This is a genomic window from Rhodosalinus sp. FB01 (assembly GCF_041365715.1).
In the GTDB taxonomy this organism is placed as follows: domain Bacteria; phylum Pseudomonadota; class Alphaproteobacteria; order Rhodobacterales; family Rhodobacteraceae; genus Rhodosalinus.
Window position 1 is genome coordinate 346,368 of record NZ_JBGFSH010000001.1, and the last position, 25,859, is coordinate 372,226.

Sequence of the window (25,859 nt, forward strand, 5' to 3'; positions counted from 1 at the left end):
ATTGCACCGGAGCACTCCTTTTCTGGTGTTCGGTATCCTGTGAGCCGGAAGCGGCCCGACGCGGGACGCGACAGACCGGCAGGCGTATTGCTGAGGCTAATGTATGGCAGCGAAGCGCGCGCGCAAACCTTCAACCCCGCCCTCGCCGTGATGTGAACGCTGCCGGCTGGCCGATGCGCGGCCGTCACAGCCCAAGCGCGCTGGCCGCCCACAGAAAGACCGCGCCGATCGAAATGGCAACGAGACCCAGCAGCCGCCGTGTCTCGGGAGGCAGCGCGCGAAGCGCCGCGAGCAGGTCCTCGACGATGCGGGGGGCCAGCGCGTAGACCAGCCCCTCCAGCACGAGGGCGAAGCCGAGGCCGAAAAGAAGATATTCCATGTCTTCCCCCGGCGGGCCGGCCGACGGATCAGCCGCCGGTGCCCTCCTCCTCGGCCGCCTGCGCATCCTCTTCGAGGCGTTCGCGCACCTCGGGCGGCAGCTCCTCGGACGGCGTCCGTTCGGGCGCCAGCTCGCGCAGCTCGTCCGGCGAGGTCAGTTGCGCGCCCGTGCCGACGATGCCCTCCGCCCGGATCGCGTCGAACAGCGGCTGGATGAATTCGCTGTCGGGCGAGACGACGAGCGTCGAGGTTTCCGTCTGCAGCGAGCTTTCGAGCGCCGCGAGAGAGCGGTAGAAGCTGAAGAACTGCGGGCTGTCGCCGAACGCTTCGGCGTAGATGCGGTTACGCTCGGCGTCCGCCTCGCCTCGGATGATCTCCGCTTCGCGTCCGGCATCCGACAACGTCTCGACCACGGTCCGGTCGGCGATGGCGCGCACGCGCTGGGCGGCCTCATTACCGCGGGCGATCTCGTCGGCGGCTTCCCGCTCACGCTCGGCACGCATCCGGGCATAGGTCGCTTCGAGGTTCTGCTGCGGCAGGTTCGTCTGCTTCAGCCGGACGTCGATCACGTCGAGACCAAGGCTGAGGGCGGAGGCGCGCGCGTTGTCGCGGATCCGACGCGCGAGTTCGGCGCGCTCGACCGAAAGAATCCGGTCCGACGTCACCTGATCGGCACCGAGCACCTCCCGGATCTGGGCGTTCAGGATCGACGACAGGCGATCCTCGGCGACGCGAAGCCCCCCCACGCCGACGGCCTGGCGGAACTGGACCACGTCGTTGATCCGGTACCGCGCGAACGCGTCCACGACGAGGCGGCGGTCGTCCGCCGGCGTGACCTCGATGGTGTCGGTATCCAGCGACAGGATCCGGTCGTCGTAGCGCACGACCTCCTGGATCAGCGGCACCTTGAAGCCGAGCCCCGGCTCCTCGCGCACCTGCTTGATCTGGCCGAACTGGAGAACCAGCGCCTTCTGGCGCTCGTCCACGATGAAGAGCGTGGACCAGATTCCCACCAGCACCACGGCGAGGATCGGAAGGATGAAGGCAGATTTCCGCATCAGTTGGTCCTCCCGGTGTTCGCCGGCACGTTCCGGCGCAGTTCGTCGAGCGGCAGGTAGGGCAGCACTCCCTCGCCCTGCGCGCTGTCGATCAGGTACTTGTCCACGGCGCCGAGCGTCCGCTCGATCGTTTCGAGGTAGAGACGCCGCTGGGTAACCTCCGGCGCGGCCTCGAATTCCTGTGCCACGGCGAGGAAGCGGCTGGCTTCACCGATGGCTTCGTTCACGACCCGGGCGCGGTAGCCCTCGGCCTGTTCGAGCGACTGCGCCGCCTCGCCGCGCGCCTCGGCGATGACACGGTTGGCGTAGGCGTCGGCCTGACGCTGAAGCCTGTCACGCTCCTGCTCGGCCGCCTGGACCTCGCGGAACGCGTCGATCACCTCGGCCGGCGGGTCCGCCTGGTCGAGGTTGAGGCGGACGATGTTGATCCCCGCGTCGTAGTCGTCGAGCGCGCTCTGGATCCGCTGCACGGCCTGGTCGGCGATCACGCCACGGTCGCGGTTCAGAATCGGTGCCAGGTTCGAGGCCGCGATGATCTCGCGCATCGCCGCCTCGGAGACCGCCTGAACGGTGAGTTGCGGATCGCGGATGTTGAACAGCAGCTTTGCGGGGTCGTTGATGTTCCAAACCACCTGGAACTCGATATCGACGATGTTCGCGTCGGTGGTCAGCATCAGGCCCTCGTCGCGGGCCCGCGTGCTCGCCCCGATAGTCTCGGTCCGCTCCGAGGTCACATTGACGACCTCCGCAGTGACCAGCGGCCAGGGCGCGAAGTTCAGGCCCGGATTGCCGATCTTGTGGAACTGCCCGAGGAAGAGCTCGACGGACTGTTCTTCCGGTTTGACGGTGTAGAGGCTGGAAAACGTCCAGAGACCCACGGCCGCCAGCGCGCCCACGATGATCGTGGAGCGGTTGAAGGCCGGGCCGCCCCCGCCACCGCTTCCGTCGCCCTTGCCGCCGCCACCGCGGCCACCCATCAGCACGCGGAGCTGCTCCTGCCCCTTGCGGACCAGATCGTCGATCTCGGGGATCGGCGGTCTGTCGTCGGGACCTCCGGGGCGGCGTCCGCCGCCCTGGTTCCTGTCGCGTTCGCCGCGATCACCGCGATCGCCGCCTCCTTGACCGCCGCCCCCCCAGGGGCCGCCGCTATGTCCTGCCATACGTTTCTTCCTCGCTTGCGCGTCCGTGACGTCTTGGGTTTAAACTGTGCATGTCGGGCGGGATTTCAAGCCGGAGCGTCAGACCTTCCGGACCGGGTCCCGCATGGTCACCAGCTCTTCCGAAACGGTGGGGTGCACCGCAACGGTCTGGTCGAACTGCTCCTTCGTGGCGCCGAGCTTCACCGCGACCGCCGCCAGCTGGATCATCTCGCCCGCGCCCGGCGCGACGATATGGCACCCCAGCACCCGCCGGGTGTCGGCGCACACGACGAGTTTCATGAGCACACGGTCGGGCCGGCCGGCGAACGCCGTGCGCATGGGACGGAACGACGTGCAGTAGACCTCGATCGGCCCCTGCTCCGCGGCCGCCTCCTCGGACAGCCCCACCGTGCCCATTTCCGGCTGGGTGAAGATCGCCGTGGCCACGCGATCGTGATCGACCGGCGTCGGGTTGCCCCTGAACACCGTCTCGACGAAGGCCATGCCCTCGCGGATCGCCACCGGCGTCAGGTTCAGCCGGTCGGTCACGTCGCCGATCGCGTAGATCGACGGCACCGAGCTTTGCGAGTAGGCGTCCACCAGCACCTCGCCCCGGCGGCCGAGATCCACACCGAGCCCGGACAGCCCCAGATCGTCGGTGTTGGGCACGCGGCCGGTGGCGAACATCACCTTCTCGAACACGCGCTCGGTGCCGTTGGTGGCCTTCACGCGCACGCCGCCGTCGGCCTCCTCCATCCCGATGATGTTGGTGCCGATGTGCAGATCGACCCCGTTCTGGCGCATCTCTTCGGAAATGAGGCCGCGGGCCTCGTCGTCGAAACCGCGCAGGATCTGCGCGCCGCGGTAGTACTGGGTCACCTCGACGCCCATGCCGTTCAGGATGCAGGCGAACTCGCAGGCGATGTAGCCGCCGCCGACGATCAGGATCGAGCGCGGCAGCCGGTCGAGGTGGAAGATGTCGTCCGAGGTGATGCCCAGCGCGGCGTTCTCCATCTCCGGCCGCAGCGGGCGCCCGCCCGTGGCCAGCAGGATGTGCCGCGCGGTCTTGCGGGTGCCGTCGGCCAGCTCCACCGTGTGCGGGTCGGCCAGCCGCGCGCGCTGATCGAAGGTCTCCACCCCCGAGCCGGCGAGAAGCTTGCGGTAGACGCCTTCGAGCCGGTCGAGTTCCGCCTCGAGCTTTCCGCGGAACTGGCCCCAGTCGAGACCGTTCTCGCGGATGTCCCAGCCATAGGCGCGCGCGTCCTCGACCATCGGCGCGAATTCGGAAGCGAAGACCATCAGCTTCTTGGGCACGCAGCCGCGGATCACGCAGGTGCCGCCGTAGCGGCTTTCCTCGGCGAGAGCCACCTTCGCGCCGGCTCCGCCCGCGGCCACGCGGGCCGCGCGCACCCCGCCCGATCCGCCGCCGATCACGAAAAGGTCGTAGTCGAAATCCATCGTTCCCCCAGAAAGGTCGTCAGGCTCAGTCGTTGATGTCGCGGAAGAGGTTGTCGGGCTCGCCCGGATCGAAGCTCTCTCTCTCCACGGTGCCGGAACCGAGGTCGCGCACCTCCACGCGCCCGTCGCCGAACCCGATCACGACGGTGTCGCAGATGTCGATGAAGAGGCCGTTCTCGACCACGCCCGGGATCTGGTTCAGCACCATGGCAAGCTGGCGCGGTTCGCCGATGCGCTTGAGGTGCAGATCGAGGATGTAATTGCCCTCGTCGGTGACGAAGGCCGCCTCGCCGTCCATCCGAAGCGACACGTCGCGGCCGAGCACGTCCATGGAGATCAGGGTCTCCTCGACGAGCGCCCGGGTCGTCTGCCAGGCGAAGGGGATCACCTCCACCGGCAGCGGGAAGGCGCCCAGCGTCTCCACCTCCTTGCCGATATCCGCGATCACCACCATTCGGTCCGAGGCGGTGGCCACGACCTTTTCGTGCAGGAGCGCGCCGCCGCCGCCCTTGATGAGGTTGAGGTCGCCGTCGAACTCGTCCGCGCCGTCGATGGTGATGTCGAGCCAGCGCGCCTCGTCGAGGCCGATCACCGGGATGCCCGCCTGCCGGGCAAGCTCGGCGGTGCGCGTCGAGGTGGGAACGCCGCGGATGCGCAGCCCGTCCTCGCGCATCGCGTCGCCCAGGCAGCGCACCAGCCACGCCGCGGTCGAGCCGGTGCCGAGCCCCACGCGCATCCCGTCCTCCACCAGCTCCGCGGCGCGTCTCGCGGCGGCGAACTTGGCCTTGTCGATGGGCGACAGCTCTCCGGTCATGGGCGGCTCCGTGCAGATGCGCGGCCGTTATAGGGGGATCGGCCGCGGGGTGCGAGCGGGTTTTCGCCGCCGCGCCGCCGCGCGGTGGCCTTCCGCCGGGCGAGGGCGCGCGGTTTCCGGCCCGAAAGGTCGTTTTCGGGCAGGCGTGCCGCGCGCGATGCTCTAGGGGTGCCGCCATGCCCGCGCCCTATCGCCTGCATTACGCTCCCGACAACGCCTCGCTGGTCGTCCGGCTGGCGCTGGAGGAGCTTGGCCAGCCCTACGAGACGGCGCTCGTGGACCGCGCGCGCGGCGCGCAGAAAAGCCCCGCCTACCGCGCGCTCAACCCCTCGGGCCTCATCCCGGTACTGGAAACGCCCCAAGGCGCGATCTTCGAGACGGCCGCGATCCTGCTGTGGCTCGCGGACCGGCACGGCGCCCTCGCCCCCGCGCCGGACGCGCCGGAGCGCGGGGATTTCCTGAAATGGCTCTTCTTCGCGTCCAACACGCTTCACGCGGGGCTCAGGATGCTGTTCCACCCGGCGCCCTTCGTGGGCGAGGACGCGGCCGCGGGACAGGCGCTTCGCGACAATATGGGCGCAGCGCTCGCGGCGCACTGGGGCCACCTCGAGGCCGCCGCCGCGACGCGGCCGCCCTGGCTCGGGGCCGCGTCGCCCTCGGCGCTCGACTTCTATCTGGCGCCGCTGCTACGCTGGTCGGCGCTTTACCCCGTGGGCGGCACGGGGTGGTTCCGGTCGGCGGACTACCCGCATCTGCGGGCGATGGCCTCCGGGATCGAGGCCCGCCCGGCCGCTGCCGCCGCCATCGCCGCGGAAGGGCTCGGGCCCCTGCCCTTCACCGCGCCCCGCATCGCAACGCCACCGGAAGGATCGGCCACCTGATGTTTCTTTCCGTCTTCGAGATGTTCAAGGTGGGCATCGGGCCCTCGTCCTCCCACACGATGGGGCCGATGGTCGCCGCAGCCCGTTTCCTGGACCTGATCCGCGGGGCGCCCTTCGCCGTCGCGGGGGTGAAGGGGAGCCTGCACGGCTCGCTCGCCCACACCGGCGTGGGCCATGCGACCGACCGCGCGACGATCCTCGGCCTCGCGGGCTTCGATCCCGAAAGCTACGACCGCGAGACCGCCGACGCGGCGCTCGAGCGCATCCGCGAAACCAACACGCTCGCGCCCGAGGGCCTGCCGCCGCTCGCCTTCGATCCGCGCGAGGATCTGCGCTTCGACTTCGGACCGCCGCTTCCGGGCCACGCCAACGGGATGATCCTGATGGCCACCGACGCGCAAGGCGACGTGATCCTGCAGGAGACCTACTACTCGGTGGGCGGCGGCTTCGTGCTCACCGAGGCCGAGCTGGCGCAAGGCAAGGACAGCGACGAGGGCGCGCCCGTGCCCTACCCGTTCAAGTCCGCCGCCGAGATGCTTCGGATGGCCGAAACCTCGGGCAAGTCCATCGCGCAGATGAAGCGCGAGAACGAGCTTACCCGGCGCGGGCCGGAGGATCTGCGCGCCGGGACGCGGCGGCTCTGGCAGGTGATGTCAGACTGCATCGACCGTGGCCTTGCCGCGGACGGCACGCTTCCGGGCGGGCTGAGGGTCCGGCGGCGCGCCCAGGGGATCCACGAAAAACTGCTGGACGAGCGGGGCATGAACCTGACCCCGCCCCACACCATCAACGACTGGATGAGCGTCTACGCCATGGCGGTGAACGAGGAGAACGCCGCCGGCGGCCAGGTCGTGACCGCGCCCACCAACGGCGCGGCGGGCGTGGTGCCCGCGGTGATCCGCTACTGGCTCGACCATGTGCCGGGCGCCTCGGAGCGCCGGGTGGAGGACTTCCTGCTGACCGCCGCCGCGATCGGCGGGCTGGTGAAATACAACGCCTCGATCAGCGGGGCCGAGGCGGGCTGCCAGGCCGAGGTCGGCTCTGCCGCCGCCATGGCCGCGGCCGGTCTTTGCGCGGTGATGGGCGGCACCCCCGCGCAGGTGGAGAACGCCGCCGAGATCGCGCTCGAGCATCACCTCGGCATGACCTGCGACCCGGTGAAGGGCCTTGTGCAGGTGCCCTGCATCGAGCGCAACGGTCTCGGCGCGATCAAGGCGGTCTCGGCGGCGTCCCTCGCGCTTCGGGGCGACGGCACGCATCTCGTGCCGCTCGACGCCTGCATCGAGACCATGCGGCAGACCGGCGCCGACATGAGCGAGAAGTACAAGGAAACCTCGCTCGGCGGGCTCGCCGTCAACGTTCCCAACTGCTGACGGCCGGATGACCGGTCCCGCCATCCCCGCCATCCGCCCCGACCGCACGCTGGCGGGGATCCTCTGCATGGTGGGCTTCACCGTCGTCGCGCCGATGATGGACGCCTTCGCCAAGGCGACGCCGTCGCATGTGCCGATCCTGCAGATCCTGGCCGCGCGCTTCGGCCTCCAGGTGCTGGTGCTGGTGCCCGTCGCCATTGTCTTCGGGCTCACGGCGCGGGCGGATCCGCGCGACTGGGGCCTTCACCTGCTGCGCGCGCTCCTCCTGCTGGCGGCCACGGGCATGTTCTTCGAGGCGCTGCGCCACATGCCCATCGCCAACGCGATCGCCATCTTCTTCGCGGAACCCTTCATCCTCACGCTGCTCGGCGGGCTTCTTCTGGGCGAGGAGGTGGGACGGCGGCGCATCGCGGCCTGCGCGGTGGGATTCGCCGGCGCGCTCATGGTGATCCAGCCGAGCTTCGCCGATCTCGGGCCCGTGGCGCTTCTGCCCCTCGGGACGGCCTTCTGCTTCGCCTTCTACATGGTGATGACGCGGTCGATGGCGCGGCGCACCCACCCGATCGACCTGCAGGCCAGGACCGCCGTCGCGGCGAGCGCGGTGGTCCTGCCGGTTCTCCTGCTTTTCGAAGGCTCCGGCGTCGCCGCGCTCGACCCGGTGCGGCTCGAGGGCCTCGCCGTCTGGACGCTGCTCGGCGTGGGCGTCGCGGCCACCGTCTCGCATCTCTTCATCAGCTTCGCGCTGCGCCTCGCCCCGGCGGCGACGATCGCGCCGCTCCAGTATCTCGAGATCGTGGCCGCCACGGCCCTCGGCTACTGGATCTTCGGCGATTTCCCCGGGCTGCTCACCTGGGCCGGCATCGCGGTGATCGTGGGCTCGGGGCTCTACGTCTTCGCCCGCGAGCGCGCGCTCAGCCTGCGCCGCCGCCCCCTGCCCCCGGTCTGAGCCGCTTGCCCGCGCCCGGCGCGCGGCCTAGCCTCGCCGGATGCAGCCCGATCGCCCGCTTCTCGGCATCCTGCTGATGCTCGGTTTCTGCGCCCTCGCGCCGCTCGGGGACGCGGTGGCGAAGATCCTCGGCGGCGTCGTGCCGCTCGGGATGCTGCTGCTGGCGCGCTTCGGGATCCAGGCGGCGATCCTCCTGCCCATCGTGGCCGTCGGGCGGCGGCCCTGGCGGATGCGGGGCCGGGTGCTGGCGCTCGCCTGGGCGCGCACCCTTCTGCACATCGCGGGCATCGCCATGATGTTCTCGGCGTTGCGCCACCTGCCGCTCGCCGACGCCATCGCCATCGCCTACGTCATGCCCTTCATCCTGCTCCTTCTCGGCTGGGCCGTGATGGGAGAGGAGGTCGGCTGGCGCCGCCTCGCCGCCTGCGTCGCGGGCTTCGCGGGCACGCTCCTCGTGATCCGCCCCAGCTTCCAGGAGGTGGGCTGGCCCGCGCTCCTGCCGGTGGGCGTCGCGGTGGGCTTCGCGCTCTTCATGCTGGTGACCCGCGCGATCGCGCGGCAGACCGATCCTCTCGGCCTCCAGGCGGTCTCGGGCGTGATTGCGACGGCGCTCCTCCTGCCCGCGCTCGCGCTCGTGGACGGGCGGGGCGTGCCCGCGCTGCGCCTCGTCGCGCCGCCCTCCGAGGCGCTGTCGCTTCTGCTCCTTCTCGGCGTGCTCGGCACCCTCGCCCATCTGTGCATGACCTGGGCGCTGCGCTTCGCGCCCTCGGCCACGCTCGCGCCGATGCAGTACATCGAGATCCCCTTCGCCACGCTCTTCGGCTGGGCGATCTTCCGCGACCTGCCCGATGGCATGGCGGCGGCGGGCATCCTCGTGACGATGGCGGCCGGGCTTTACGTCCTCATGCGGGAGCGGGCCATCGCGCGAGCGGCGCTTGCAGCGCCGCCGCCGCGACGGCAAGGCAGCGCCGGGGCAGGATGACCAGCATGTGCGGCGCCTCGATCCGGATCGAGACCGGGCCCGTGGCGCGATTGGAAGTGCCGATCATGCCCCCCGGCGCGAAGTCGATCCCGTCGATCGGCCAGAAAAGACCGTCCGACTCTCCGCGCACGGGCGCGAGCGGATAGAGCGAGACACGCGTGTCTGCCGCCAGATCGAGGCCGAGCCGCGGCGGGCAGAGGAACGCGACGTCGCGCTGGCCGAGAAGAAGGCAGGGCCGGTCCGCACGGCGCAGCAGAACCGACTGCGCGGCCAGCAGGTGATCCAGCCGCTCGCCGAGGAAACCGACGCCGATCACCAGCGGCGCGGCGATGCGGCGCAGCGCCTTGTCGAAGTCGGTTGTTTCCTGTTCGGAAACGCAATGCAGCCGCTCGGGGGGAATCGCGGCGCGCGTGGCGGGGTCGAGGCTGTCCAGATCGCCGATCACCGCCTCGGGCACCGCCCCGGCGGCCAGCGCCCGCGCCGCCCCGCCATCCGCGGCCACGAGGCGGGGCGCCAGCGTCAGCGCCGCCGCGATATCCGCAGGGGGCGCAAGCCCCGCGCCCACAAGCGTGACAGCGCCGTCGGAGCGCAGAATTTCAACTTCCGGTAGAGAATTCACGCGACGACCTGCCCTTGGCGCTGAAATGGCCACATTTGGACCACGAAATGATACCCTCCAAGGCACAGATTCGGGCCAAAATAGACTGGTATCCTTTGGTAAACAGTCTGTTGTTGGTGCAATGAAGCGGGCGCGTATCCCATGGTCAACAGTAACAAGATCCTCACCGTCTCCTACGGCACCTTCTCGTGCACGCTCGAAGGGTTCGACGATTCCTTCGACACGATGAAGGCGATCGCGGAGTATTTCCGAGACCTTGCCGCTGACGACCGTTACTTCGGCGCCGGGCCGCCCACCCCCGACGCGGAGATGCTGGCCCGCATCGCCGAGCGCGAGATCTCGCGCCGCGTCGAGGCGCGTCAGGAACAGGGCGGTATCGTGCTGCGCCCGTCGCTCGTCGCGCCGCAGGGGCGCCCCGGGCCCCAGGCGTCTCGCCCCGAGGACGCGCAGACCGGCGACGGACAGGCAGAGAAGGCCGCGCCGGCCCCGGAGGCGAAGACCGAAACGCGCCCCGCCCACAAGCCGGAGCCAGCGCCCGCACCCGACACTGAATCGCCCGCAGCCACCGAGACGCCCGCCCCCGCCGAAACCGCCAGCGCGGAAGACGTGGACGACACGGCCGCTGCCGCTCCCGAAGAGGCAGGCGCGCCGATCGGCGACGAGCGTCCCGAACCGCAGGAGGAAGCCGCGCGGGCCGAGCCCCACGCTCCCGAGGAACACGCCGACGCGTCGGAAGAGCCGTCCGAAGACGTGGCCGCCGACACCCCGGCCGCGGACGAGACCGGGATCGCAGGGTCGCTCGCCCAGACGGACGCGCTTACCGCCGTCGCGCCGGAGGGTCCCGAGGCGGCAATCGAACCCGCCGCAGACGAGGGCGCGGACACCGGCATCGAGGCGGAGGCGGCGGAGCACGACGCCGTCGAGGCCGTGGCATCGCAGGACGAGGTCGCCGAGGACGAGGTCGCGACGGAAGACCACGGTGCGGAAGAAACCGCGTCGGAGGAAATCGCCGAGGAGGAGACGCCAGAGCCCGAGGCAGAGGCTGAGGCTGAGGTCGAGACTGAGGCAGAGGCCGCGGCTCAGGCCGATGACGAGACCGAGGCCGAGCTCGCCGCGCCCGCCCCGGCGGCGGATCGTCTTTCGGGCGCGCCGCTTGCCGCCAGCGCCGCCGCGGCGGCCGCGATGGCTGCGGACCTGCCCCGCCGACCGGCGGCCGAGACCGAGGCCGCGCCGGCCCCGCGCCCCGAGATCACGCATCCCGACCCGCAGAGCATCGCGGCAAAGTTGCAGCGCATCCGCGCTGCCGTGGCGGGCAGCCTGGCCGGCGCGGATGATGGCGAGGACACGGTGAACCTCTTCACCGATGACGGGCGCCGCGCCGAGAGCGGCGAGACCGGCCAGATTGCCGCACGCGTGCTGCGCGTCCGCCGCCCCGAGCCGGAAGCCGACACCGTCTCGGCCGTGGATCCCGGCACCAGCACCGAGGACAGCGAGGCCGATGTCGCCGCCGACGAGGACCTGCAGCAGGCCTTCGCCGCGCTCGAGGCCGAGCTTGGCGCCGCCCCGGCCGGCGCGGCGGAACTCGACGCGGAAGGCGCTGTCGAGCCCACAGCCGTCGCCGATGCCGAGGATGTGGCCGCTGACGAGGACGACCTCGACGGATGGGATACGGCCGCGCCCCTGGGCGACGCCGAGGAAGAGATCGCCTACGAGGAGGAGATCGAGGTTTCAGAGGCGCTCGTCGTGGAAACGATCGAAGCGGAGGATCCGGGCGCCGGGCAGGACGCCGCGGTCGCCGAGACGGGGGCGCCCGACACGGAAGCGACCGCAGAGGACGAGCGCGAGGCCGGCGAACCGGTGGCCGACGCCACGACCGACGCACAGCCGGCAGAGGACGACGCGGACACCGATGCGGACAGCGTTTCGGACGCCCTGGCCGCGGCGGCCCGGCGCGCGAGCCGCGAGCCCGAGACCGCACGCCGCGGCGAGGTCACCCGTCTGCTCGACGAGACCGAAGGCCAGATGGACAAGCCCGAGGCGAGCCGCCGGCGCAGCGCGATCGCGCATCTTCGCGCCGCCGTGGCGGCGACGCGCGCCGAGCCGCGGCACGCCGATGCCGAAGCGAGCGAGCAGCCCGAAGAGGCCTACCGTGCCGACCTCGCCGACGCGGTACGCCCGCGCCGCCCCGGCGCCGGCGGCCACCGCACGCCGCGCCCCGAGGAGTCGCGCCCCGCGCCGCTCAAGCTCGTGGCGGAGCAGCGCGTGGACGCGCCGGCCGAGGATGCGGGACCGATTCGGCCCCGCCGCGTCACCGCACCGGCGACCGAAGCGGAGGATTCCAATGGCTTCATCGCCTATGTGGAAGAGCTCGGCGTGAGCGGTCTGCCCGATCTGCTGGAAGCCGCGGCGGCGTATCTCGCCCACGGGGCCGAGGATGGCGGCTTTTCGCGCCCGCAACTCATGGCGAAGCTGCGCGATGCGCAGGCCGACGGGTTCAGCCGCGAGGAAGGCCTGCGACACTTCGGCCAGCTTCTCCGCGAGGGGAAGATCGTGAAGCGCGGCGGCGGGCGCTTCGGCGTCTCCGACGACATTTCATATCAGCCGGGCGCGCGCGCCGCCGGCTGACCGCCCGTCACCGGTCGTCGTCCTCGGCGGGCGCGTCGGGGTCGCGCTGCCCCACCCCCTTGAAGATGAATTTCAGCGGAAATGCCCAGACCACGCCGAGCGTGACGTATATCGCCAGTTCCAGCAGGATGCCCGGCCGCTCAAACCACCCGACCACCGTCACGGCGGCCATGATGTAAAGCGGCAGGCCGATCACGAGGATCACCAGCGACCAGCGGCGTCGGGCCTTGTAACTCAGTTCCATCAGTCTGCGAACGGGTCCGTGACGAGAATGGTGTCTTCCCTTCTGGGAGATGTGGAAAGTAGCGCCACCGGGCAGCCGATCAACTCCTCCACCCGGCGAACATACTTGATCGCGTTCGCGGGCAGATCCGCCCAGCTGCGCGCGCCCTCAGTGCTTTCGCTCCAGCCCGGCATCTCCTCGTAGACGGGCGTGAGCCGCGCCTGGCGGTCGGCGGCGGTGGGCAGGTGATCCAGCCTTTGCCCGTCAAGCTCGTATGCCGTGCAGATGCGCAGCCGGTCGAACCCGTCGAGCACGTCGAGTTTCGTGAGCGCGATACCGTTGATGCCCGAGGTGGCAATGGCCTGGCGCACCAGCACCGCGTCGAACCAGCCGCAACGGCGCTTGCGGCCCGTGGTGGTGCCGAACTCGTGGCCCCGCGTGCCCAGGCGCTCGCCATCGGCGTCGTCGAGTTCGGTCGGGAACGGGCCCTCTCCCACGCGCGTCGTGTAGGCCTTGACGATGCCCAGCACGAAATCGATCGCGCCGGGGCCGAGCCCGGTGCCCGTGGCGGCCTGCCCGGCGATCACGTTGGAGGAAGTCACGAACGGGTAGGTGCCGAAATCGATGTCGAGCATGGCGCCCTGCGCCCCCTCGAAGAGAATGCGGCGACCCGCGCGGCGCGCCTCGTTCAGCACCTTCCAGGCCGGCGCCGCGAAAGGCAGGATCCGCTCTCCCACCTCCGAAAGCGCCGCGAGAAGCGCCTCCCGGTCCACGGGCTCGAGCCCGAGGCCGCGGCGCAGCGCGTCGTGATGGACGAGCGCCCGGTCCACACGGGCCTCGAGCGTCGCGCGATCTGCGAGGTCGGCCACGCGCACCGCGCGCCGGCCCACCTTGTCCTCGTAGGCCGGGCCGATGCCGCGCCCGGTGGTGCCGATCTTGGCCACCGCGACGGCCGCCGCGCGGGCGCGGTCGAGCTCTCCGTGGAAGGGCAGGATGAGCGGCGTGTTCTCGGCGATCATCAGCGATGCGGGCGTGATCTCCACGCCCTGGTCCCGCAGCGCCGCGATCTCGTCCACGAGGTGCCAGGGATCGAGCACCACGCCGTTGCCGATCACGCTGAGCTTGCCGCCGCGCACCACGCCCGAGGGCAGCGCGTGCAGCTTGTAGGTCTGCCCGTCGATGACCAGCGTGTGCCCGGCGTTGTGCCCGCCCTGGAAGCGGGCGATCACGTCGGCCCGCTCGGAGAGCCAGTCGACGATCTTGCCCTTTCCCTCGTCGCCCCACTGGGCGCCCACCACGACCACGTTCGCCATGCCTGCCGCTCCCGTCCGGCTGCCTCGTTCCGGCGCCGGGTATAGCCGCGCGCGCGCGGCGTGGAAACCGCGAATCCCGGGCATGCCGCAGGGGCAGCCGGGCGACGTGTCGCGGCGGCCCCGCCTCCCTTGCCCCTGCGCGCCGCATCGCATAAGTAGCGCCGCATCGGCCAGCCACGCGGGGTGCCATGGAAAACGTCTTGCTCATCATCCACCTCCTGCTTGCGCTGTCGCTCATCGGCGTCGTGCTTCTGCAGCGGTCCGAGGGCGGCGGGCTCGGCATGGGCGGCGGCGGTGGCGGCGGCGCGATGTCCGGGCGCAGCGCGGCCACGGCGCTGGGCCGGCTCACCTGGATCCTGGCCATCGCCTTCATCGGCACGTCGATCACGCTGACGATCTTCGCGGCGCAGAACTCCGCGGGCAGTTCGGTGGTCGACCGGCGGGGCAACGAGGCCCCCGCGCAGGACGCGCCAGCCGTGCCGGCGGTTCCCGAAACCGACGGGCTCTTGCCGCCGCCGGCGGCGGACCCCGACGCGCCACTGGTGCCCCGCGCCGAATGAGCCACAAGGGCTTGTTGGGCTCGAACGCAACGTCAACATCATCTTGCGGTCGGCTTGCCAAGGCCCGCCGAATCCTGTAACGATCAAATCCCGTGATGACGCCCGGCGGATGCCAGCGTCCGCACCGGTATGGCGGCAGGATCGGCCCCGACCGCATGGCATATCACGGGGGATCGCCTGCACATGGCCAGGTTCGTGTTCATCACCGGCGGCGTGGTCTCGTCACTCGGCAAGGGATTGGCCTCGGCGGCGCTCGGCGCGCTGTTGCAGGCGCGCGGCTTCAGCGTGAGGCTGCGGAAGCTCGACCCCTATCTAAACGTCGACCCAGGCACCATGTCGCCCTTCGAGCACGGGGAGGTCTTCGTCACCGACGACGGCGCGGAAACCGACCTCGACCTCGGCCATTACGAGCGCTTCACCGGCGTGGCCGCCCGCCGGACCGACTCGGTCTCCTCGGGGCGGATCTATTCCAACGTGCTGGAGAAGGAGCGCCGCGGCGACTACCTCGGCAAGACGATCCAGGTCATTCCCCACGTCACCGACGAGATCAAGGACTTCATCCGCATCGGCGAGGACGAGGTCGATTTCATGCTCTGCGAGATCGGCGGCACGGTGGGCGACATCGAGGGCCTGCCCTTCTTCGAGGCGATCCGCCAGTTCGCCCAGGACAAACCGCGCGGACAGTGCATCTTCATGCATCTCACGCTGCTGCCCTGGATCGCCGCGTCGGGGGAACTCAAGACCAAGCCCACCCAGCACTCCGTGAAGGAGCTGCGCTCCATCGGCATCGCCCCCGACATCCTGGTCTGCCGCTCGGAAAAGCCCATCCCGCAGAAGGAGCGCGACAAGCTCGCGCTTTTCTGCAACGTGCGGCCCGAGGCGGTGATCGCGGCCTACGACCTGAAGTCGATCTACGAGGCGCCGCTGGCCTACCACCGCGAGGGGCTGGACCAGGCGGTGCTCGACGCTTTCCAGATCTCGCCCGCGCCGCGGCCGGATCTGGCGCGCTGGGAGGATGTGGCCGACCGCGTCTTCAACCCCGAGGGCGAGGTGAACGTCGCGATCGTCGGCAAGTACACCCAGCTCGAGGACGCCTACAAGTCCATCGCGGAGGCGCTCACCCATGGCGGCATGGCCAACCGGGTGAAGGTCAATTCCGAATGGATCGACGCCGAGATCTTCTAGCGCGAGGACCCCGCGCCATACCTGGAAGGCTTCCATGCGCTCCTCGTGCCCGGCGGCTTCGGCGAGCGGGGCACCGAGGGCAAGATCCGCGCCGCGCAATTCGCGCGCGAGCATGACGTGCCCTATCTCGGCATCTGCCTCGGCATGCAGATGGCGGTGATCGAGGCCGCGCGGAACGCCGCGGGGCTCGCGGACGCGGGCTCGGAGGAGTTCGACCACGAGGCCGGGCGCAAGCGTTTCACGCCCGTCGTCTATCACCTCAAGGAATGGGTGCAGGGCAACGCGACGGTCGCGCGACGCCCCGACGACGACAAGGGCGGCACCATGCGGCTGGGCTCCTACGACGCGGTTCTGGAGCCCGGCTCCAAGGTGGCGGAGGTCTACGGTGCGACCCGGATCGAGGAGCGCCACCGCCACCGCTACGAGGTGGACATCGCGTACCGCGACAAGCTGGAGGCCGCGGGGCTGCGCTTTTCGGGCATGTCGCCGGACGGGCGCCTGCCCGAGATCGTGGAATGGCCCGAGCACCCGTGGTTCATCGGCGTGCAGTTCCATCCCGAGCTCAAGTCCAAGCCCTTCGACCCGCACCCGCTCTTTAGGGATTTCATCCGCGCGGCGAAGGACGTGAGCCGGCTGGTATGATGGGCCGCGCCCGGCGCCTCCGCGCGGCCCTCGCGGCGTCCCTCCTGTCGGCGCTGGCGGCCCCGGCCGCCGCGGAGCGCATCACGCCCCTGCCCTACGAGGAGCTTCCGCCGCTCGCGCCCGAGCTTCTGACCTTCGAGCGCCTGCCGGCCAAGCCCTATCCCGGCTACGTCTTCGATCACGGCATCGCCTTCGCGGGCGGGCGGATCGGGGAGCGGTTCGCCGGGCAGACGCTCGGGAAGATCACGCTGGACGAGGGCGGCCCCCACGACGTGCTGCGGGGCCGCCCCACCGCCCCGCTCGCGGTGGAGCCGGGCGCCCCGGGCGAGGGGGTGAGCCTGTCGCTCCACTCCGCCTTCCGCAGCATGGCGCTCTACCCGCTCGGGCCCCTCGGCCAGCCCGACCCCGAGGCGCGCGGCGAGGGCGCGGCGGCGATCCTCTTCCACGAGGACGCCTGCGCCTTCGGGCTGCGGGTTCACACCGAATACACCGACGCCTTCGGCGCCAACGAGGGGCATCTGGGCGAGATCGACCTGACCTTCTACGCCCGCGACGGCGCCGAGATCGGCCGGGTGACCGTGCTGGCGCCCGAGCATATCTCCGGCCACGGTTTCCTCGACACGGGCGGGGGCATCGCGGGGGTGACGGTGGAAAACCGCGACCCGGGCGGCATCTCCTTCGACGACGTGCGTTTCGGCTGCCCGAATGTCACCGGCTGAGCACGGCGGCGATTGCAATCGGCCCGCGCCGCGGCCAGACTGCGCGGCGCCGTAACGAGGGAGGCAGCCATGCCCAAGGCCTACTGGGTGGCGAACGTGGACGTGCGCGACGCCGACGCATACGCCAAATACCGCGAGGCGAACGCCGAGGCCTTCGCCAAGTATGGCGGGCGCTTCCTGGTGCGCGGCGGCGCGCAGGAACAACGCGAGGGCGCGGGCCACGGTCGCACCGTCGTGATCGAGTTCCCCGACCTCGAGGCGGCGCGCGCCTGCTACGACAGCCCCGAATACCAGCGCGCCAAGGCGATCCGCGACCCGGTCTCGGACGCCAACCTCGTCATCGTGGAAGGCTACGAGGGCTGAGATGTTCCGGCGGATCCTCGCCCGCTTCGCCCATCACGCCCAGCCGGCCGAGATGCTGCCCGAGCCCGACGCCCGCATGGCGCTCGCGGCACTTCTGGTGCGCGTGGCGAAGTCGGACCACGCCTATCTCTTCGAGGAGATCAGCCGGATCGACCGCATCCTCGCCGCCCGCTTCGATCTGAACCCCGTGGAGGCCGCAAAGCTCCGCGCCGACGCCGAGAAGCTGGAGCGCCAGGCGCCCGGCGACATGGAGCGCCTCGCCCGGGTGATCCGCGAGACCGTGGCCTATCCCGAGCGGCTTGGCATGGTGGGCGCGCTCTGGGAGGTGATGATGGCCGACGGCGAGGCCGAGGAGCACGAGGAGGCCGCCATCGCCGCCATCGAGGCGGCGCTCGGCATCCAGGAGTACGACAGCGCCGAGGCCCGGGCGAGCGCGCGCGCGATCCGCTGACCATTGGCGCGCCGGACCGGCACCGCTATATAGCGCATCATGTTTGCAGATTTCTTCAAGAGACTCTCCGGCCACACGCCCGAAACCCTGCCGGACGAGGACGCCCGGCTGGCGCTGACGGCGTTGCTGGTGCGCGTCGCGCGTTCGGACGGCGATTACGCCGAGGCCGAGCGCGACCTCATCACCCGGATCATCACCGACCGGTTCGAGCTGTCCCGCGCCGAGGCCGAAAGCCTGCGCGGCGAGGGAGAGGCCGCCGAGACCGAGGCGCCGGACACCGTTCGCTTCACCCGCACGATCAAGGACGCGGTCCCGCACGAGGAGCGGCTCGGCGTGATCGAGGCGTTGTGGCGCGTGGTGCTTGCCGATGGGCACCGCGACCACGACGAGGATACGCTGTTGCGGCTCGTGGCGAACCTTCTGGGCATCTCGGACGTGGAAAGCGCCATGGCCCGGCAACGGGTCGCGGACGCCGGGTGATCGCGGCGCTGCCGATGGACGACCGCCCCGAGACGGCGGCGGCGAATGACAGCTTCTGGCGCGCGATCCGGGGCGAGCTGGGATACGGCCCCGAGGCGCTCACCCGGGGGCGCGATCCCTGGGAGATCTGGGAACACCCCGACCTCCTCCTCGCGCAGACCTGCGGCTATCCGTTCCGCACCCGCCTGCGCGATCGCGTGACGCTGGTGGGCACGCCCGATTACGCGCTCGAGGGCTGCCCGCCGGGCCATTACCGCTCCGTCTTCGTGGCGCGGCGCGACGATCCGGGTGACCTGCCGGCCTTCGCGGGCCGGCGCTTCGCCTTCAACGAGGCGCTTTCGCAATCGGGCTGGGCGGCGCCGGCTCACCACATGGCCGAGGCCGGGCTGGGCTTCGGGCCGCTCCTGCGCACCGGGGCGCATGCGGCCTCGGCCCGCGCGGTGGCGTCGGGGCGCGCCGATTTCGCCGCGCTCGACGCCCAGACATGGCGCCTCATCGCCGCGCACGACGATTTCGCCGGGGCGCTTCGCGTCATCGCCCGCACGCGGCCCACACCGGGCCTGCCGCTCATCACGGCGCGGGGCCGCGACCCCGGCCCGATCCTGGCGGCCGTCCGCCGCGCCGCGGAGCGGCTGGATCCGGCGGACCGGACGCGGCTTTGCCTGGCCGGCATCGTCGCCATTCCCGCCGCGGCCTATTTCGAGGTGCCCACGCCGGCACCGCCCGAATCCGACGCATGACAGCACGAAAATGCCTGGCGGCCTGTCGGTTTCGCCGGGTTGCGCATTGCATCGCCGCGTGTTTTCCGCCCTAGTAGCGCGAAACCGTGACACCACCGTGAAGGCCGCCTTGTCCGACACCGACCCCGTCATCGAGATCCGGGACCTGCACAAGAGCTACGGCGAGCTCGAGGTCATCAAGGGCGTGGACATCACCGCGCGGCGCGGCGACGTCGTCTCGCTGATCGGCTCTTCGGGTTCGGGGAAATCGACGCTGCTGCGCTGCGCGAACCTGCTGGAAGACAGCCAGCAGGGGGAGATCCTCTTCAAGGGCGAGCCGGTGAAATGGCGCGGGACGGGCCTGCACCGGCACCCGGCGGACCCCAGGCAGGTGCTGCGCATCCGCACCAACCTTTCCATGGTGTTCCAGCAGTTCAATCTCTGGGCGCACATGACGGTCCTGCAGAACGTGATGGAGGCGCCGGTCACCGTTCTGGGCCGCGACCGGCAGGAGGTGGAGACGGCGGCGCGGGGCTATCTCGACAAGGTCGGCATCGGCGACAAGGCGGATGTCTACCCGGCGCAGCTTTCGGGCGGGCAGCAGCAGCGCGCGGCGATCGCGCGGGCGCTCTGCATGGAGCCCGAGGCGCTTCTTTTCGACGAGCCCACCTCGGCCCTCGATCCCGAACTCGAGCAGGAGGTGGTGCGCGTCATCAAGGATCTCGCGCAGGAGGGGCGGACCATGCTCATCGTCACGCATGACATGAGGATGGCCGCCGATGTCTCTGATCACGTGGTATTTCTTCACCAAGGGCGGATCGAGGAGGAAGGCCCGCCCGAGACCCTGTTCGGCCAGCCGGACTCCGAGCGGCTGAGGGGCTTCCTGTCCTCGACCCAGGCCGCCTGAGAGCGGCCGGCCCGACCAACACCAGTCCAACCAGAGGGAGACCGACCATGAAGAAAATGATCCTCGCAACCGCGGCCCTGGCGCTGAGCGCCGGGCTTGCCAGCGCCCAGGACGTCGTGCGCCTCGGCACCGAAGGCGCCTACCCCCCGTGGAACTTCCTCAACGACGCCGGAGAGGTGGACGGGTTCGAGCGCGAGCTGGGCGACGAGCTTTGCCGCCGCGCCGAGCTGACCTGCGAGTGGGTGACGAACGACTGGGATTCGATCATCCCCAACCTCGTCTCGGGCAACTACGACGCCATCATCGCCGGCATGTCGATCACCGACGAGCGCGACGAGGTCATCGACTTCTCGCAGAACTACACCCCGCCCGATCCGTCGGCCTATGCGGCCGTGTCGGACGGCATCGATGTCGAGGCGGCCGTGATCGCGGCCCAGACCGGCACCATCCAGGCCGGCTACGTCGCCGAGACGGGCGGCACGCTGGTCGAGTTCGCGTCCCCCGACGAGACGATCGCTGCGGTGAAAAGCGGCGAGGCGGACGCGGTGCTCGCCGACAAGTCGTTCCTCGCGCCCATCGTGGAGGAGGATCCGGACCTCATCTTCGTGGGCCCCGACGTGCCGCTCGGCGGCGGCGTCGGCATGGGCTTCCGCGAAAGCGACCAGGAGCTGCGCGACACCTTCGACGCGGCGATCCAGTCGATGAAGGACGACGGCTCGCTGAACGAGCTCATCGCGAAGTGGGACGTCTCGTCCCAGTTCTGATCCCGTGACCGGGGCGGGCCCGCGGGTCCGCCCCTCCATCACGACGGAGCGAGGCCATCTTCGCGTTCTGCACAGATCCCGAGAGCCTCGGGACCGTCCGGTGGCTTGCCTGCTACCTCACCACGGGCAAGCACATGTCGTTCTATGCGGCGTTCGGCACGGTCCTCACCCTGCTCGCCATCACGGCGCCCACCGCGCTGGCCTTCGGCTTCGCCGGCGCCGCCGCCGCGCGGTCGCGGGTTCTACCCGTCTCGATCCTCGGCAAGGGCTACATCGCCGTGGTGCGCGGCGTGCCCGACATCGCCTTCTTCCTCTTCTTCGTGATCGCGCTCGACCAGGGCTTCGAATGGATCCGCCACCAGGCGCTCTGCCCCGACTGGACAGAGGCGGTGCGGCAGGGCAACGACTTCGTGGTCTGCCCCGAGGCCAAGCTGCCCCTCGGCAACGCGCCGCAATGGATGCACGAGATCTACGGCTTCTTCCTCGCCGTGCTGACCTTCGCCATCGTCTTCGGCGCCTTCGCGGCCAACGTGCTCTTCGGCGCGATGCGCGCGGTGCCGCAGGCGCAGATCGAGACGGCGGAGGCCTACGGCATGAGCCGCCGCCAGGCGTTCTGGCGCATCCTCGTGCCACAGATGTGGATCTACGCCCTGCCCGGGCTTTCCAATCTCTGGATGGTGCTCATCAAGGCCACGCCCCTGCTGTTCCTGCTCGGCGTCGAGGATATCGTCTACTGGGCGCGCGAGCTCGGCGGCGCCAAGACCGCGCGCTTCACCGACTACCCCCACGGCGACTGGCGGATGTGGTATTTCCTCGCGCTGCTGGTCTTCTACCTCGCCTTCACCCGCGTCTCCGAGATCGTGCTGGAGCGGCTGACCGTGCGCCTCAGCCACGGGCAGGCGACGGCGCAGGGCGAGGCCCAGCGCAAGGCGGGCGCATGAGCTGCTGGGAGACGATCGGCGATTACGCGCTGCGCTCGGTCGGGATCGGCGAGCGGCTTCTGCCGCGCGACAACTTCACGCTCTGCCAGCAGATCACGCTGATCGGCTCGGGGCTCATCTGGAACGTCTATTTCGGCGTTCTGGCCATGGCCTCGGGCTTTTTTCTGGCCGTCGCCGTGGCGATGGGCAAGGCGGCGCGCTCGGCCTGGGTGCGCAAACCCTCGGAGTGGTTCATCCTCGTCTTCCGGGGCTCGCCGCTCTTCATCCAGTTCTTCTTCGCCTATTTCTTCTTCCTCAACCTGAAATCCGTCTCGCCCTTCTTCGATTCCCTGACCTCGGCGGGGCTCGGCGCGCTGATCGTGCTGTTCCTCAACACGGCCGCCTATTCCGGAGAGATCTTCTACGGCGCGCTGCGCACGATCCCCAAGGGCGAGACGGAGGCGGCCGACGCCTACGGCTTCACTGGATGGGCGCGGTTCCGGCGCATCGTCTTCCCGACCATGCTGCGGCTGGCCTGGCCGGCCTACACCAACGAGGCGATATTCCTCTTCCACGCCACGACGCTCGTCTACTTCTCGGGCTTTCCGGCCTGGCAGCAGAAAGGCGACGCGCTTTATTACGCCAGCTACTTCGCGGACAAGACGTTCAACCCCTTCGTGCCCTACCCCATCCTCGCGGGCTACTTCATCCTGCTCACACTTGTGATCATATGGCTCTTCGGGGTCGCCAACCGGCGCCTCAACCGGCACATGCCGCAAGAGTTGCGTCGACCCATCCGTTTCCGCCCGAATCTCATTCGCTGAGCGCGCGTCCGCCGGCCGAAGGCGCGCTCGCCTCTGGACACATGTGCCGCCTTCTGTAATTTGATCAAAATTCCGAAGGACGCCCCATGGACCTCTCCCAGTTCCGAACGCTGCGCGCCGCGGCCTGCGATCTCAACGGCCAGATGCGCGGCAAGCGCCTGCCGGCCGGCGAGGCCGAGAAGCTCGAAAACGACGGGCTGCGGATGCCGCTCTCGGCGCTCAACGTGGATCTGTGGGGTCGCGACATCGACGACAGCCCCCTCGTCTTCGCAACCGGCGACCGCGACGGCGTGCTCCACCCGACCGAGCGCGGGCCGGTGCCCATGCCGTGGCTCGCCACCCCCTCCTCGCTGGTGCCGATGTGGATGTCGGACGAAGGCGGCGCGCCCTTCATGGGCGACCCGCGCCACGCGCTCCGCGCGGTGCTGGAACGCTTCGCCGCGCGCGGCTGGCACGTGATCGCGGCCACCGAGATGGAATTCACGCTGGTGGACGATTCGGGCGACGCGCTGCACCCGCCCGCGAACCCGGTGACGGGCCGCCCGCTGCAAGGGCACGCGGTGCTCTCGATCCGCCAGCTGGACGCCTTCGACGCCTTCTTCACCGATCTCTACGAGGGCTGCGCCGCGATGGGCATCCCGGTCCAGTCGGCCACGTCCGAAGCGGGGCTCGGCCAGTTCGAGATCACGCTGGGCCACCGCGCGGCCATGGCCGCGGCCGACGACGCGTGGCTTTTCAAGGCGCTGGCGCGCGGGCTGGCGCGGCGCCACGGGATGGCCGCCACCTTCATGGCCAAACCCTATCCCGACGATGCCGGCAACGGGATGCATGTGCATTTCTCGGTGCTGGACGAGGCCGGGCAGAACGTCTTCGACGATGGCGGGCCGGAGGGCTCCGCGCTTCTCCGGCAGGCGGTGGCGGGCTGCCTGCGGGCGATGCCGGCCTCGACGCTGGTCTTCGCGCCGCACGGTGCGAGCTACGACCGCCTCGTGCCCGGCGCGCACGCGCCAACCGGCGCCGGCTGGGGCTACGAGAACCGCACCGCCGCGATCCGCATCCCGAGCGGTCCGACCAGGGCGCGGCGGATCGAGCATCGCGTTGCGGGCGGCGACATCACGCCCTACCTGCTGATGGCCGCCGTGCTGGGCGCGGCCTTTTCCGGCATCGAGGACGCGCTCGAGCCGCCGGCGCCGCTGACCGGCAACTGCTACGAGCAGGACCTTCCGCAACTCGCCCCGAGCTGGGCCGAGGCGATCGAGGTGCTGGAAGGCGACTCGCTGATGGCGCGCATCCTTCCCCCGCTGCTGATCGAGAACCTGTGCCGGACCAAGCGGCAGGAGCTCGCCCGCTTCGCCGAACTGCCGGCCGAAAAGCACTGGCAGTCCTACCTGGAAGCCGTCTGACCCCCTTGTGAGGGGTCGGGGCAGTCGCTAGTTTTTGGCACGTCAAACGGTGATTTCATGAAGATCGGCATCCTCCAGACCGGCCGCGCGCCGGCGGACATCCGGCCCGAGACGGGCGACTACCCGGACATGTTCGAGCATCTCCTCGCGGGCCGGGGCTTCGACTTCGAAACCTGGGTGGTCGAGGACGGCGCCTTCCCCGACGGCCCCGGGGCTGCCGACGGCTGGCTCATCACGGGCTCGCGCCACGGGGCCTACGAGGACCATGACTGGATTCCCCCGCTCGAGGCGCTCATCCGCGAGATCCGCGCGGCCGGCAAGCCGCTCGTCGGCATCTGCTTCGGCCATCAGATCATCGCGCAGGCGCTTGGCGGCAGGGTCGAGAAATTCGCGGGCGGCTGGGCCGTGGGCCGAACGGTCTACGACTGGCAGGGCGCCCCCGTGGCGCTGAACGCCTGGCACCAGGACCAGATCGTCGCGTTGCCGGAGGGGGCGGAGGTGATCGCCTCCAACCCCTTCTGCGCCTACGCCGCGCTCGTCTGGCCCGGAGAGATCTTCACCGTCCAGCCGCACCCGGAATTCGGCGCGCAGGTGATCGACGGCCTCATCCGCACCCGCGGCAAGGGCGTGGTTCCCGAAGACCAGCTCGACGCGGCGCGGGACGCGCTGCCCGCCCCGACCGACAACGCCAAACTCGGCCAGATGATCGCGCGGTTCTTCCGCGAAAGGAGCCTCGAATGAGCGACTGGAGCGACAGTCTTCCCGAGGCCGCGCGCCTCTACCTCGAGGGCCGCCGCCTCGACGAGGTCGAGTGCATCATCGCCGACATTCCCGGCATCGCCCGCGGCAAGGCGGTCCCCGCCTCGAAGTTCGCGCGGCAGCTCAGTTTCCACCTGCCCAATTCGATCTTTTTCCAGACCATCACCGGGGACTGGGCCGAGGCCGCGGGCGACGAGGGCTATGTCGAGCCCGACATGATCCTGAAGCCCGACATGTCCACGGCCACCGCCGCGCCCTGGACCGGCGACTGGACGCTTCAGGTGATCCACGACGCCTTCGACCGCGCCGGAGCGCCGATCCCCTACGCGCCGCGCAACGTGCTCAAGCGGGTGGTGCAGCTTTACCGCGACCAGGGCTGGGAACCGGTGATCGCGCCGGAGATGGAGTTCTTCCTCGTCGCGCGCAACGTGGACCCGGCAAAGCCGATCGAGGCGATGATGGGCCGCACCGGGCGCCCGGCGGCCGCGCGCCAGGCCTCCTCGATGAGCGCGGTGGACGAATACGGCCCCGTGATCGACGACATCTACGACTTCGCCGAGGCGCAGGGCTTCGAGATCGACGGCATCACCCAGGAAGGCGGCGCGGGCCAGGTGGAGATCAACCTGCGGCACGGCGATCCGGTGAAGCTGGCCGACGAGGTGTTCTACTTCAAGCGGCTGATCCGCGAGGCGGCGCTGCGCCACGACTGCTTCGCCACCTTCATGGCCAAGCCCATCGAGGACGAGCCCGGCAGTGCCATGCATATCCACCACTCGGTGATCGACGCCGGCACCGGGCGGAACCTCTTCGCCGGCCCCCAGGGCGGGGAAACGGACGCGTTCTTCAATTTCCTGGGCGGGCTGCAAAAGCACCTGCCCTCGGCGATCGCGATCTTCGCGCCTTACGTCAACAGCTACCGCCGATACGTCAAGGACCACGCCGCCCCCATCAATCTCGAATGGGGCCGCGACAACCGCACCACGGGCCTGCGCATCCCGATTTCCGAGCCGCAGGCGCGGCGCGTGGAAAACCGCCTCGCCGGCATGGACTGCAATCCGTATCTGGGGATCGCCGCCTCTCTGGCGGCCGGATATATCGGCCTCGTGAACGAGGACTGGCCGTCCAAGCAGTTCCGCGGCGACGCCTACGAGGGCGAGGGGGACATCCCGCGCGTTCTCGGCGATGCGCTCGACCTCTTCGACGAGGCCGAGGCGCTGCGCGAGGTGCTGGGCCCGGAGTTCTGCCGCGTCTATTCCGTCGTCAAGCGCACCGAGTACGAGGAATTCCTGCAGGTGATCAGCCCGTGGGAGCGGGAGCATCTCCTGCTCAACGTGTGACGATACCGCGCAAGGAG

At 70.2% G+C, this 25,859-nt stretch carries 26 protein-coding genes and 1 pseudogene; 19 read left to right on the forward strand and 8 right to left on the reverse strand.

The annotated features are described in order from the left end of the window. Nucleotides 1-184: 184 nt before the first annotated feature. From AB6A65_RS01680 to rpiA, 5 genes are all read right to left on the reverse strand, one after another. Nucleotides 185-379: a DUF2065 domain-containing protein gene (locus tag AB6A65_RS01680; protein ID WP_371036615.1), complete on the reverse strand. Its 195-nt coding sequence runs from the start codon at nucleotides 377-379 to the stop codon at nucleotides 185-187. Nucleotides 380-407: 28 nt separating this feature from the next. After that, nucleotides 408-1,436, reverse strand: coding sequence for a protease modulator HflC (gene hflC / locus AB6A65_RS01685; protein ID WP_371036616.1), 1,029 nt, complete (start codon nucleotides 1,434-1,436; stop codon nucleotides 408-410). Further along, nucleotides 1,436-2,596, reverse strand: coding sequence for an FtsH protease activity modulator HflK (hflK, locus tag AB6A65_RS01690; protein WP_371036617.1), 1,161 nt, complete (start codon nucleotides 2,594-2,596; stop codon nucleotides 1,436-1,438). The genes hflC and hflK overlap by 1 nt, the downstream gene beginning before the upstream one ends. Before the next feature lie 78 nt (nucleotides 2,597-2,674). Continuing rightward, nucleotides 2,675-4,033, reverse strand: a complete 1,359-nt coding sequence (gene gor / locus AB6A65_RS01695; RefSeq protein ID WP_371036618.1) for a glutathione-disulfide reductase — start codon at nucleotides 4,031-4,033, stop codon at nucleotides 2,675-2,677. Between the two features lie 25 nt (nucleotides 4,034-4,058). After that, nucleotides 4,059-4,847, reverse strand: a complete 789-nt coding sequence (rpiA, locus tag AB6A65_RS01700; RefSeq protein WP_371036619.1) for a ribose-5-phosphate isomerase RpiA — start codon at nucleotides 4,845-4,847, stop codon at nucleotides 4,059-4,061. 176 nt (nucleotides 4,848-5,023) lie between these two features. Here rpiA and AB6A65_RS01705 point away from each other — a divergent pair, with 176 nt between their 5' ends. The 4 genes from AB6A65_RS01705 to AB6A65_RS01720 are packed head-to-tail and all read left to right on the forward strand — an operon-like array spanning nucleotide 5,024 to nucleotide 9,029. Beyond that, nucleotides 5,024-5,728 carry a glutathione S-transferase family protein gene (locus tag AB6A65_RS01705; RefSeq protein ID WP_371036620.1) on the forward strand — a complete coding sequence of 235 codons (705 nt, stop codon included), beginning with the start codon at nucleotides 5,024-5,026 and terminating at the stop codon, nucleotides 5,726-5,728. After that, the gene (locus AB6A65_RS01710) at nucleotides 5,728-7,101 is read left to right on the forward strand and encodes an L-serine ammonia-lyase (protein ID WP_371036621.1); all 1,374 of its coding nucleotides are present in this window, start codon (nucleotides 5,728-5,730) and stop codon (nucleotides 7,099-7,101) included. The genes AB6A65_RS01705 and AB6A65_RS01710 overlap by 1 nt, the downstream gene beginning before the upstream one ends. A 7-nt stretch (nucleotides 7,102-7,108) precedes the next feature. Next, nucleotides 7,109-8,047 carry a DMT family transporter gene (locus AB6A65_RS01715; protein WP_371036622.1) on the forward strand — a complete coding sequence of 313 codons (939 nt, stop codon included), beginning with the start codon at nucleotides 7,109-7,111 and terminating at the stop codon, nucleotides 8,045-8,047. Nucleotides 8,048-8,087: 40 nt separating this feature from the next. Further along, nucleotides 8,088-9,029, forward strand: a complete 942-nt coding sequence (locus AB6A65_RS01720; RefSeq protein WP_371036623.1) for a DMT family transporter — start codon at nucleotides 8,088-8,090, stop codon at nucleotides 9,027-9,029. Here the strand turns inward: AB6A65_RS01720 and AB6A65_RS01725 are convergent. Further along, a complete protein-coding gene (locus AB6A65_RS01725) occupies nucleotides 8,950-9,648 on the reverse strand; it encodes a thiamine diphosphokinase (protein ID WP_371036624.1) in 699 nt (232 codons plus the stop codon). The genes AB6A65_RS01720 and AB6A65_RS01725 overlap by 80 nt on opposite strands. 141 nt (nucleotides 9,649-9,789) lie before the next feature. Between AB6A65_RS01725 and AB6A65_RS01730 the strand changes: the two genes are divergently transcribed. Then, a complete protein-coding gene (locus AB6A65_RS01730; RefSeq protein ID WP_371036625.1) occupies nucleotides 9,790-12,273 on the forward strand; it encodes a hypothetical protein in 2,484 nt (827 codons plus the stop codon). A gap of 7 nt (nucleotides 12,274-12,280) precedes the next feature. Here AB6A65_RS01730 and AB6A65_RS01735 read toward each other — a convergent pair whose 3' ends face one another. Together AB6A65_RS01735 and AB6A65_RS01740 are read right to left on the reverse strand one after the other, a co-directional pair. After that, nucleotides 12,281-12,517, reverse strand: a complete 237-nt coding sequence (locus tag AB6A65_RS01735) for a DUF2842 domain-containing protein (protein ID WP_371036626.1) — start codon at nucleotides 12,515-12,517, stop codon at nucleotides 12,281-12,283. Next, the gene (locus AB6A65_RS01740) at nucleotides 12,517-13,809 is read right to left on the reverse strand and encodes an adenylosuccinate synthase (RefSeq protein WP_371036627.1); all 1,293 of its coding nucleotides are present in this window, start codon (nucleotides 13,807-13,809) and stop codon (nucleotides 12,517-12,519) included. Before AB6A65_RS01740 ends, AB6A65_RS01735 begins: the two co-directional genes overlap by 1 nt. 188 nt (nucleotides 13,810-13,997) lie before the next feature. On the opposite strand from AB6A65_RS01740, the gene secG reads away from it, so the two are divergent. From secG to AB6A65_RS01810, 14 genes and pseudogenes are all read left to right on the forward strand, one after another. Then, nucleotides 13,998-14,369: a preprotein translocase subunit SecG gene (secG, locus tag AB6A65_RS01745; protein WP_371036628.1), complete on the forward strand. Its 372-nt coding sequence runs from the start codon at nucleotides 13,998-14,000 to the stop codon at nucleotides 14,367-14,369. A 183-nt stretch (nucleotides 14,370-14,552) separates the two neighbouring features. Beyond that, nucleotides 14,553-16,196 (forward strand): annotated as a pseudogene (locus tag AB6A65_RS01750) (CTP synthase). Beyond that, nucleotides 16,193-16,915, forward strand: coding sequence for a hypothetical protein (locus AB6A65_RS01755; protein WP_371036629.1), 723 nt, complete (start codon nucleotides 16,193-16,195; stop codon nucleotides 16,913-16,915). The pseudogene AB6A65_RS01750 and the gene AB6A65_RS01755 overlap by 4 nt, the downstream one beginning before the upstream one ends. A 69-nt stretch (nucleotides 16,916-16,984) precedes the next feature. After that, nucleotides 16,985-17,278, forward strand: a complete 294-nt coding sequence (locus AB6A65_RS01760) for a DUF1330 domain-containing protein (protein WP_371036630.1) — start codon at nucleotides 16,985-16,987, stop codon at nucleotides 17,276-17,278. A gap of 1 nt (nucleotide 17,279) precedes the next feature. After that, nucleotides 17,280-17,729 (forward strand): TerB family tellurite resistance protein, encoded by a 450-nt coding sequence (locus AB6A65_RS01765; RefSeq protein ID WP_371036631.1) that lies wholly within the window; start codon nucleotides 17,280-17,282, stop codon nucleotides 17,727-17,729. A 39-nt stretch (nucleotides 17,730-17,768) separates the two neighbouring features. Continuing rightward, nucleotides 17,769-18,209, forward strand: coding sequence for a TerB family tellurite resistance protein (locus tag AB6A65_RS01770; protein WP_371036632.1), 441 nt, complete (start codon nucleotides 17,769-17,771; stop codon nucleotides 18,207-18,209). Beyond that, entirely contained in the window at nucleotides 18,206-18,949 is a 744-nt protein-coding gene (locus AB6A65_RS01775) for a phosphate/phosphite/phosphonate ABC transporter substrate-binding protein (protein WP_371036633.1), read from the forward strand. Before AB6A65_RS01770 ends, AB6A65_RS01775 begins: the two co-directional genes overlap by 4 nt. 109 nt (nucleotides 18,950-19,058) lie before the next feature. Next, nucleotides 19,059-19,835 carry an ABC transporter ATP-binding protein gene (locus AB6A65_RS01780; RefSeq protein WP_371036634.1) on the forward strand — a complete coding sequence of 259 codons (777 nt, stop codon included), beginning with the start codon at nucleotides 19,059-19,061 and terminating at the stop codon, nucleotides 19,833-19,835. A gap of 47 nt (nucleotides 19,836-19,882) precedes the next feature. Next, a complete protein-coding gene (locus tag AB6A65_RS01785; RefSeq protein WP_371036635.1) occupies nucleotides 19,883-20,599 on the forward strand; it encodes a transporter substrate-binding domain-containing protein in 717 nt (238 codons plus the stop codon). A 56-nt stretch (nucleotides 20,600-20,655) separates the two neighbouring features. After that, a complete protein-coding gene (locus AB6A65_RS01790; RefSeq protein WP_371036809.1) occupies nucleotides 20,656-21,540 on the forward strand; it encodes an ABC transporter permease in 885 nt (294 codons plus the stop codon). Next, nucleotides 21,537-22,343 carry an ABC transporter permease gene (locus tag AB6A65_RS01795; RefSeq protein WP_371036636.1) on the forward strand — a complete coding sequence of 269 codons (807 nt, stop codon included), beginning with the start codon at nucleotides 21,537-21,539 and terminating at the stop codon, nucleotides 22,341-22,343. Before AB6A65_RS01790 ends, AB6A65_RS01795 begins: the two co-directional genes overlap by 4 nt. A gap of 86 nt (nucleotides 22,344-22,429) precedes the next feature. Next, entirely contained in the window at nucleotides 22,430-23,746 is a 1,317-nt protein-coding gene (locus AB6A65_RS01800; protein ID WP_371036637.1) for a glutamine synthetase family protein, read from the forward strand. A 57-nt stretch (nucleotides 23,747-23,803) separates the two neighbouring features. Continuing rightward, on the forward strand, nucleotides 23,804-24,487 hold the full coding sequence (locus tag AB6A65_RS01805; protein WP_371036638.1) for a type 1 glutamine amidotransferase: 684 nt from the start codon (nucleotides 23,804-23,806) through the stop codon (nucleotides 24,485-24,487). Further along, nucleotides 24,484-25,842, forward strand: a complete 1,359-nt coding sequence (locus AB6A65_RS01810; protein WP_371036639.1) for a glutamine synthetase family protein — start codon at nucleotides 24,484-24,486, stop codon at nucleotides 25,840-25,842. The genes AB6A65_RS01805 and AB6A65_RS01810 overlap by 4 nt, the downstream gene beginning before the upstream one ends. Nucleotides 25,843-25,859 lie beyond the last annotated feature (17 nt).

What these genes read in the sequence shown, in the direction of transcription:
- AB6A65_RS01680 (WP_371036615.1), bottom strand. Translation starts at nt 379, where the DNA reads ATGGAATATCTTCTTTTCGGCCTCGGCTTCGCCCTCGTGCTGGAGGGG.
- hflC (WP_371036616.1), bottom strand. Translation starts at nt 1,436, where the DNA reads ATGCGGAAATCTGCCTTCATCCTTCCGATCCTCGCCGTGGTGCTGGTG.
- hflK (WP_371036617.1), bottom strand. Translation starts at nt 2,596, where the DNA reads ATGGCAGGACATAGCGGCGGCCCCTGGGGGGGCGGCGGTCAAGGAGGC.
- gor (WP_371036618.1), bottom strand. Translation starts at nt 4,033, where the DNA reads ATGGATTTCGACTACGACCTTTTCGTGATCGGCGGCGGATCGGGCGGG.
- rpiA (WP_371036619.1), bottom strand. Translation starts at nt 4,847, where the DNA reads ATGACCGGAGAGCTGTCGCCCATCGACAAGGCCAAGTTCGCCGCCGCG.
- AB6A65_RS01705 (WP_371036620.1), top strand. Translation starts at nt 5,024, where the DNA reads ATGCCCGCGCCCTATCGCCTGCATTACGCTCCCGACAACGCCTCGCTG.
- AB6A65_RS01710 (WP_371036621.1), top strand. Translation starts at nt 5,728, where the DNA reads ATGTTTCTTTCCGTCTTCGAGATGTTCAAGGTGGGCATCGGGCCCTCG.
- AB6A65_RS01715 (WP_371036622.1), top strand. Translation starts at nt 7,109, where the DNA reads ATGACCGGTCCCGCCATCCCCGCCATCCGCCCCGACCGCACGCTGGCG.
- AB6A65_RS01720 (WP_371036623.1), top strand. Translation starts at nt 8,088, where the DNA reads ATGCAGCCCGATCGCCCGCTTCTCGGCATCCTGCTGATGCTCGGTTTC.
- AB6A65_RS01730 (WP_371036625.1), top strand. Translation starts at nt 9,790, where the DNA reads ATGGTCAACAGTAACAAGATCCTCACCGTCTCCTACGGCACCTTCTCG.
- AB6A65_RS01735 (WP_371036626.1), bottom strand. Translation starts at nt 12,517, where the DNA reads ATGGAACTGAGTTACAAGGCCCGACGCCGCTGGTCGCTGGTGATCCTC.
- AB6A65_RS01740 (WP_371036627.1), bottom strand. Translation starts at nt 13,809, where the DNA reads ATGGCGAACGTGGTCGTGGTGGGCGCCCAGTGGGGCGACGAGGGAAAG.
- secG (WP_371036628.1), top strand. Translation starts at nt 13,998, where the DNA reads ATGGAAAACGTCTTGCTCATCATCCACCTCCTGCTTGCGCTGTCGCTC.
- AB6A65_RS01755 (WP_371036629.1), top strand. Translation starts at nt 16,193, where the DNA reads ATGATGGGCCGCGCCCGGCGCCTCCGCGCGGCCCTCGCGGCGTCCCTC.
- AB6A65_RS01760 (WP_371036630.1), top strand. Translation starts at nt 16,985, where the DNA reads ATGCCCAAGGCCTACTGGGTGGCGAACGTGGACGTGCGCGACGCCGAC.
- AB6A65_RS01765 (WP_371036631.1), top strand. Translation starts at nt 17,280, where the DNA reads ATGTTCCGGCGGATCCTCGCCCGCTTCGCCCATCACGCCCAGCCGGCC.
- AB6A65_RS01770 (WP_371036632.1), top strand. Translation starts at nt 17,769, where the DNA reads ATGTTTGCAGATTTCTTCAAGAGACTCTCCGGCCACACGCCCGAAACC.
- AB6A65_RS01785 (WP_371036635.1), top strand. Translation starts at nt 19,883, where the DNA reads ATGAAGAAAATGATCCTCGCAACCGCGGCCCTGGCGCTGAGCGCCGGG.
- AB6A65_RS01795 (WP_371036636.1), top strand. Translation starts at nt 21,537, where the DNA reads ATGAGCTGCTGGGAGACGATCGGCGATTACGCGCTGCGCTCGGTCGGG.
- AB6A65_RS01800 (WP_371036637.1), top strand. Translation starts at nt 22,430, where the DNA reads ATGGACCTCTCCCAGTTCCGAACGCTGCGCGCCGCGGCCTGCGATCTC.
- AB6A65_RS01805 (WP_371036638.1), top strand. Translation starts at nt 23,804, where the DNA reads ATGAAGATCGGCATCCTCCAGACCGGCCGCGCGCCGGCGGACATCCGG.
- AB6A65_RS01810 (WP_371036639.1), top strand. Translation starts at nt 24,484, where the DNA reads ATGAGCGACTGGAGCGACAGTCTTCCCGAGGCCGCGCGCCTCTACCTC.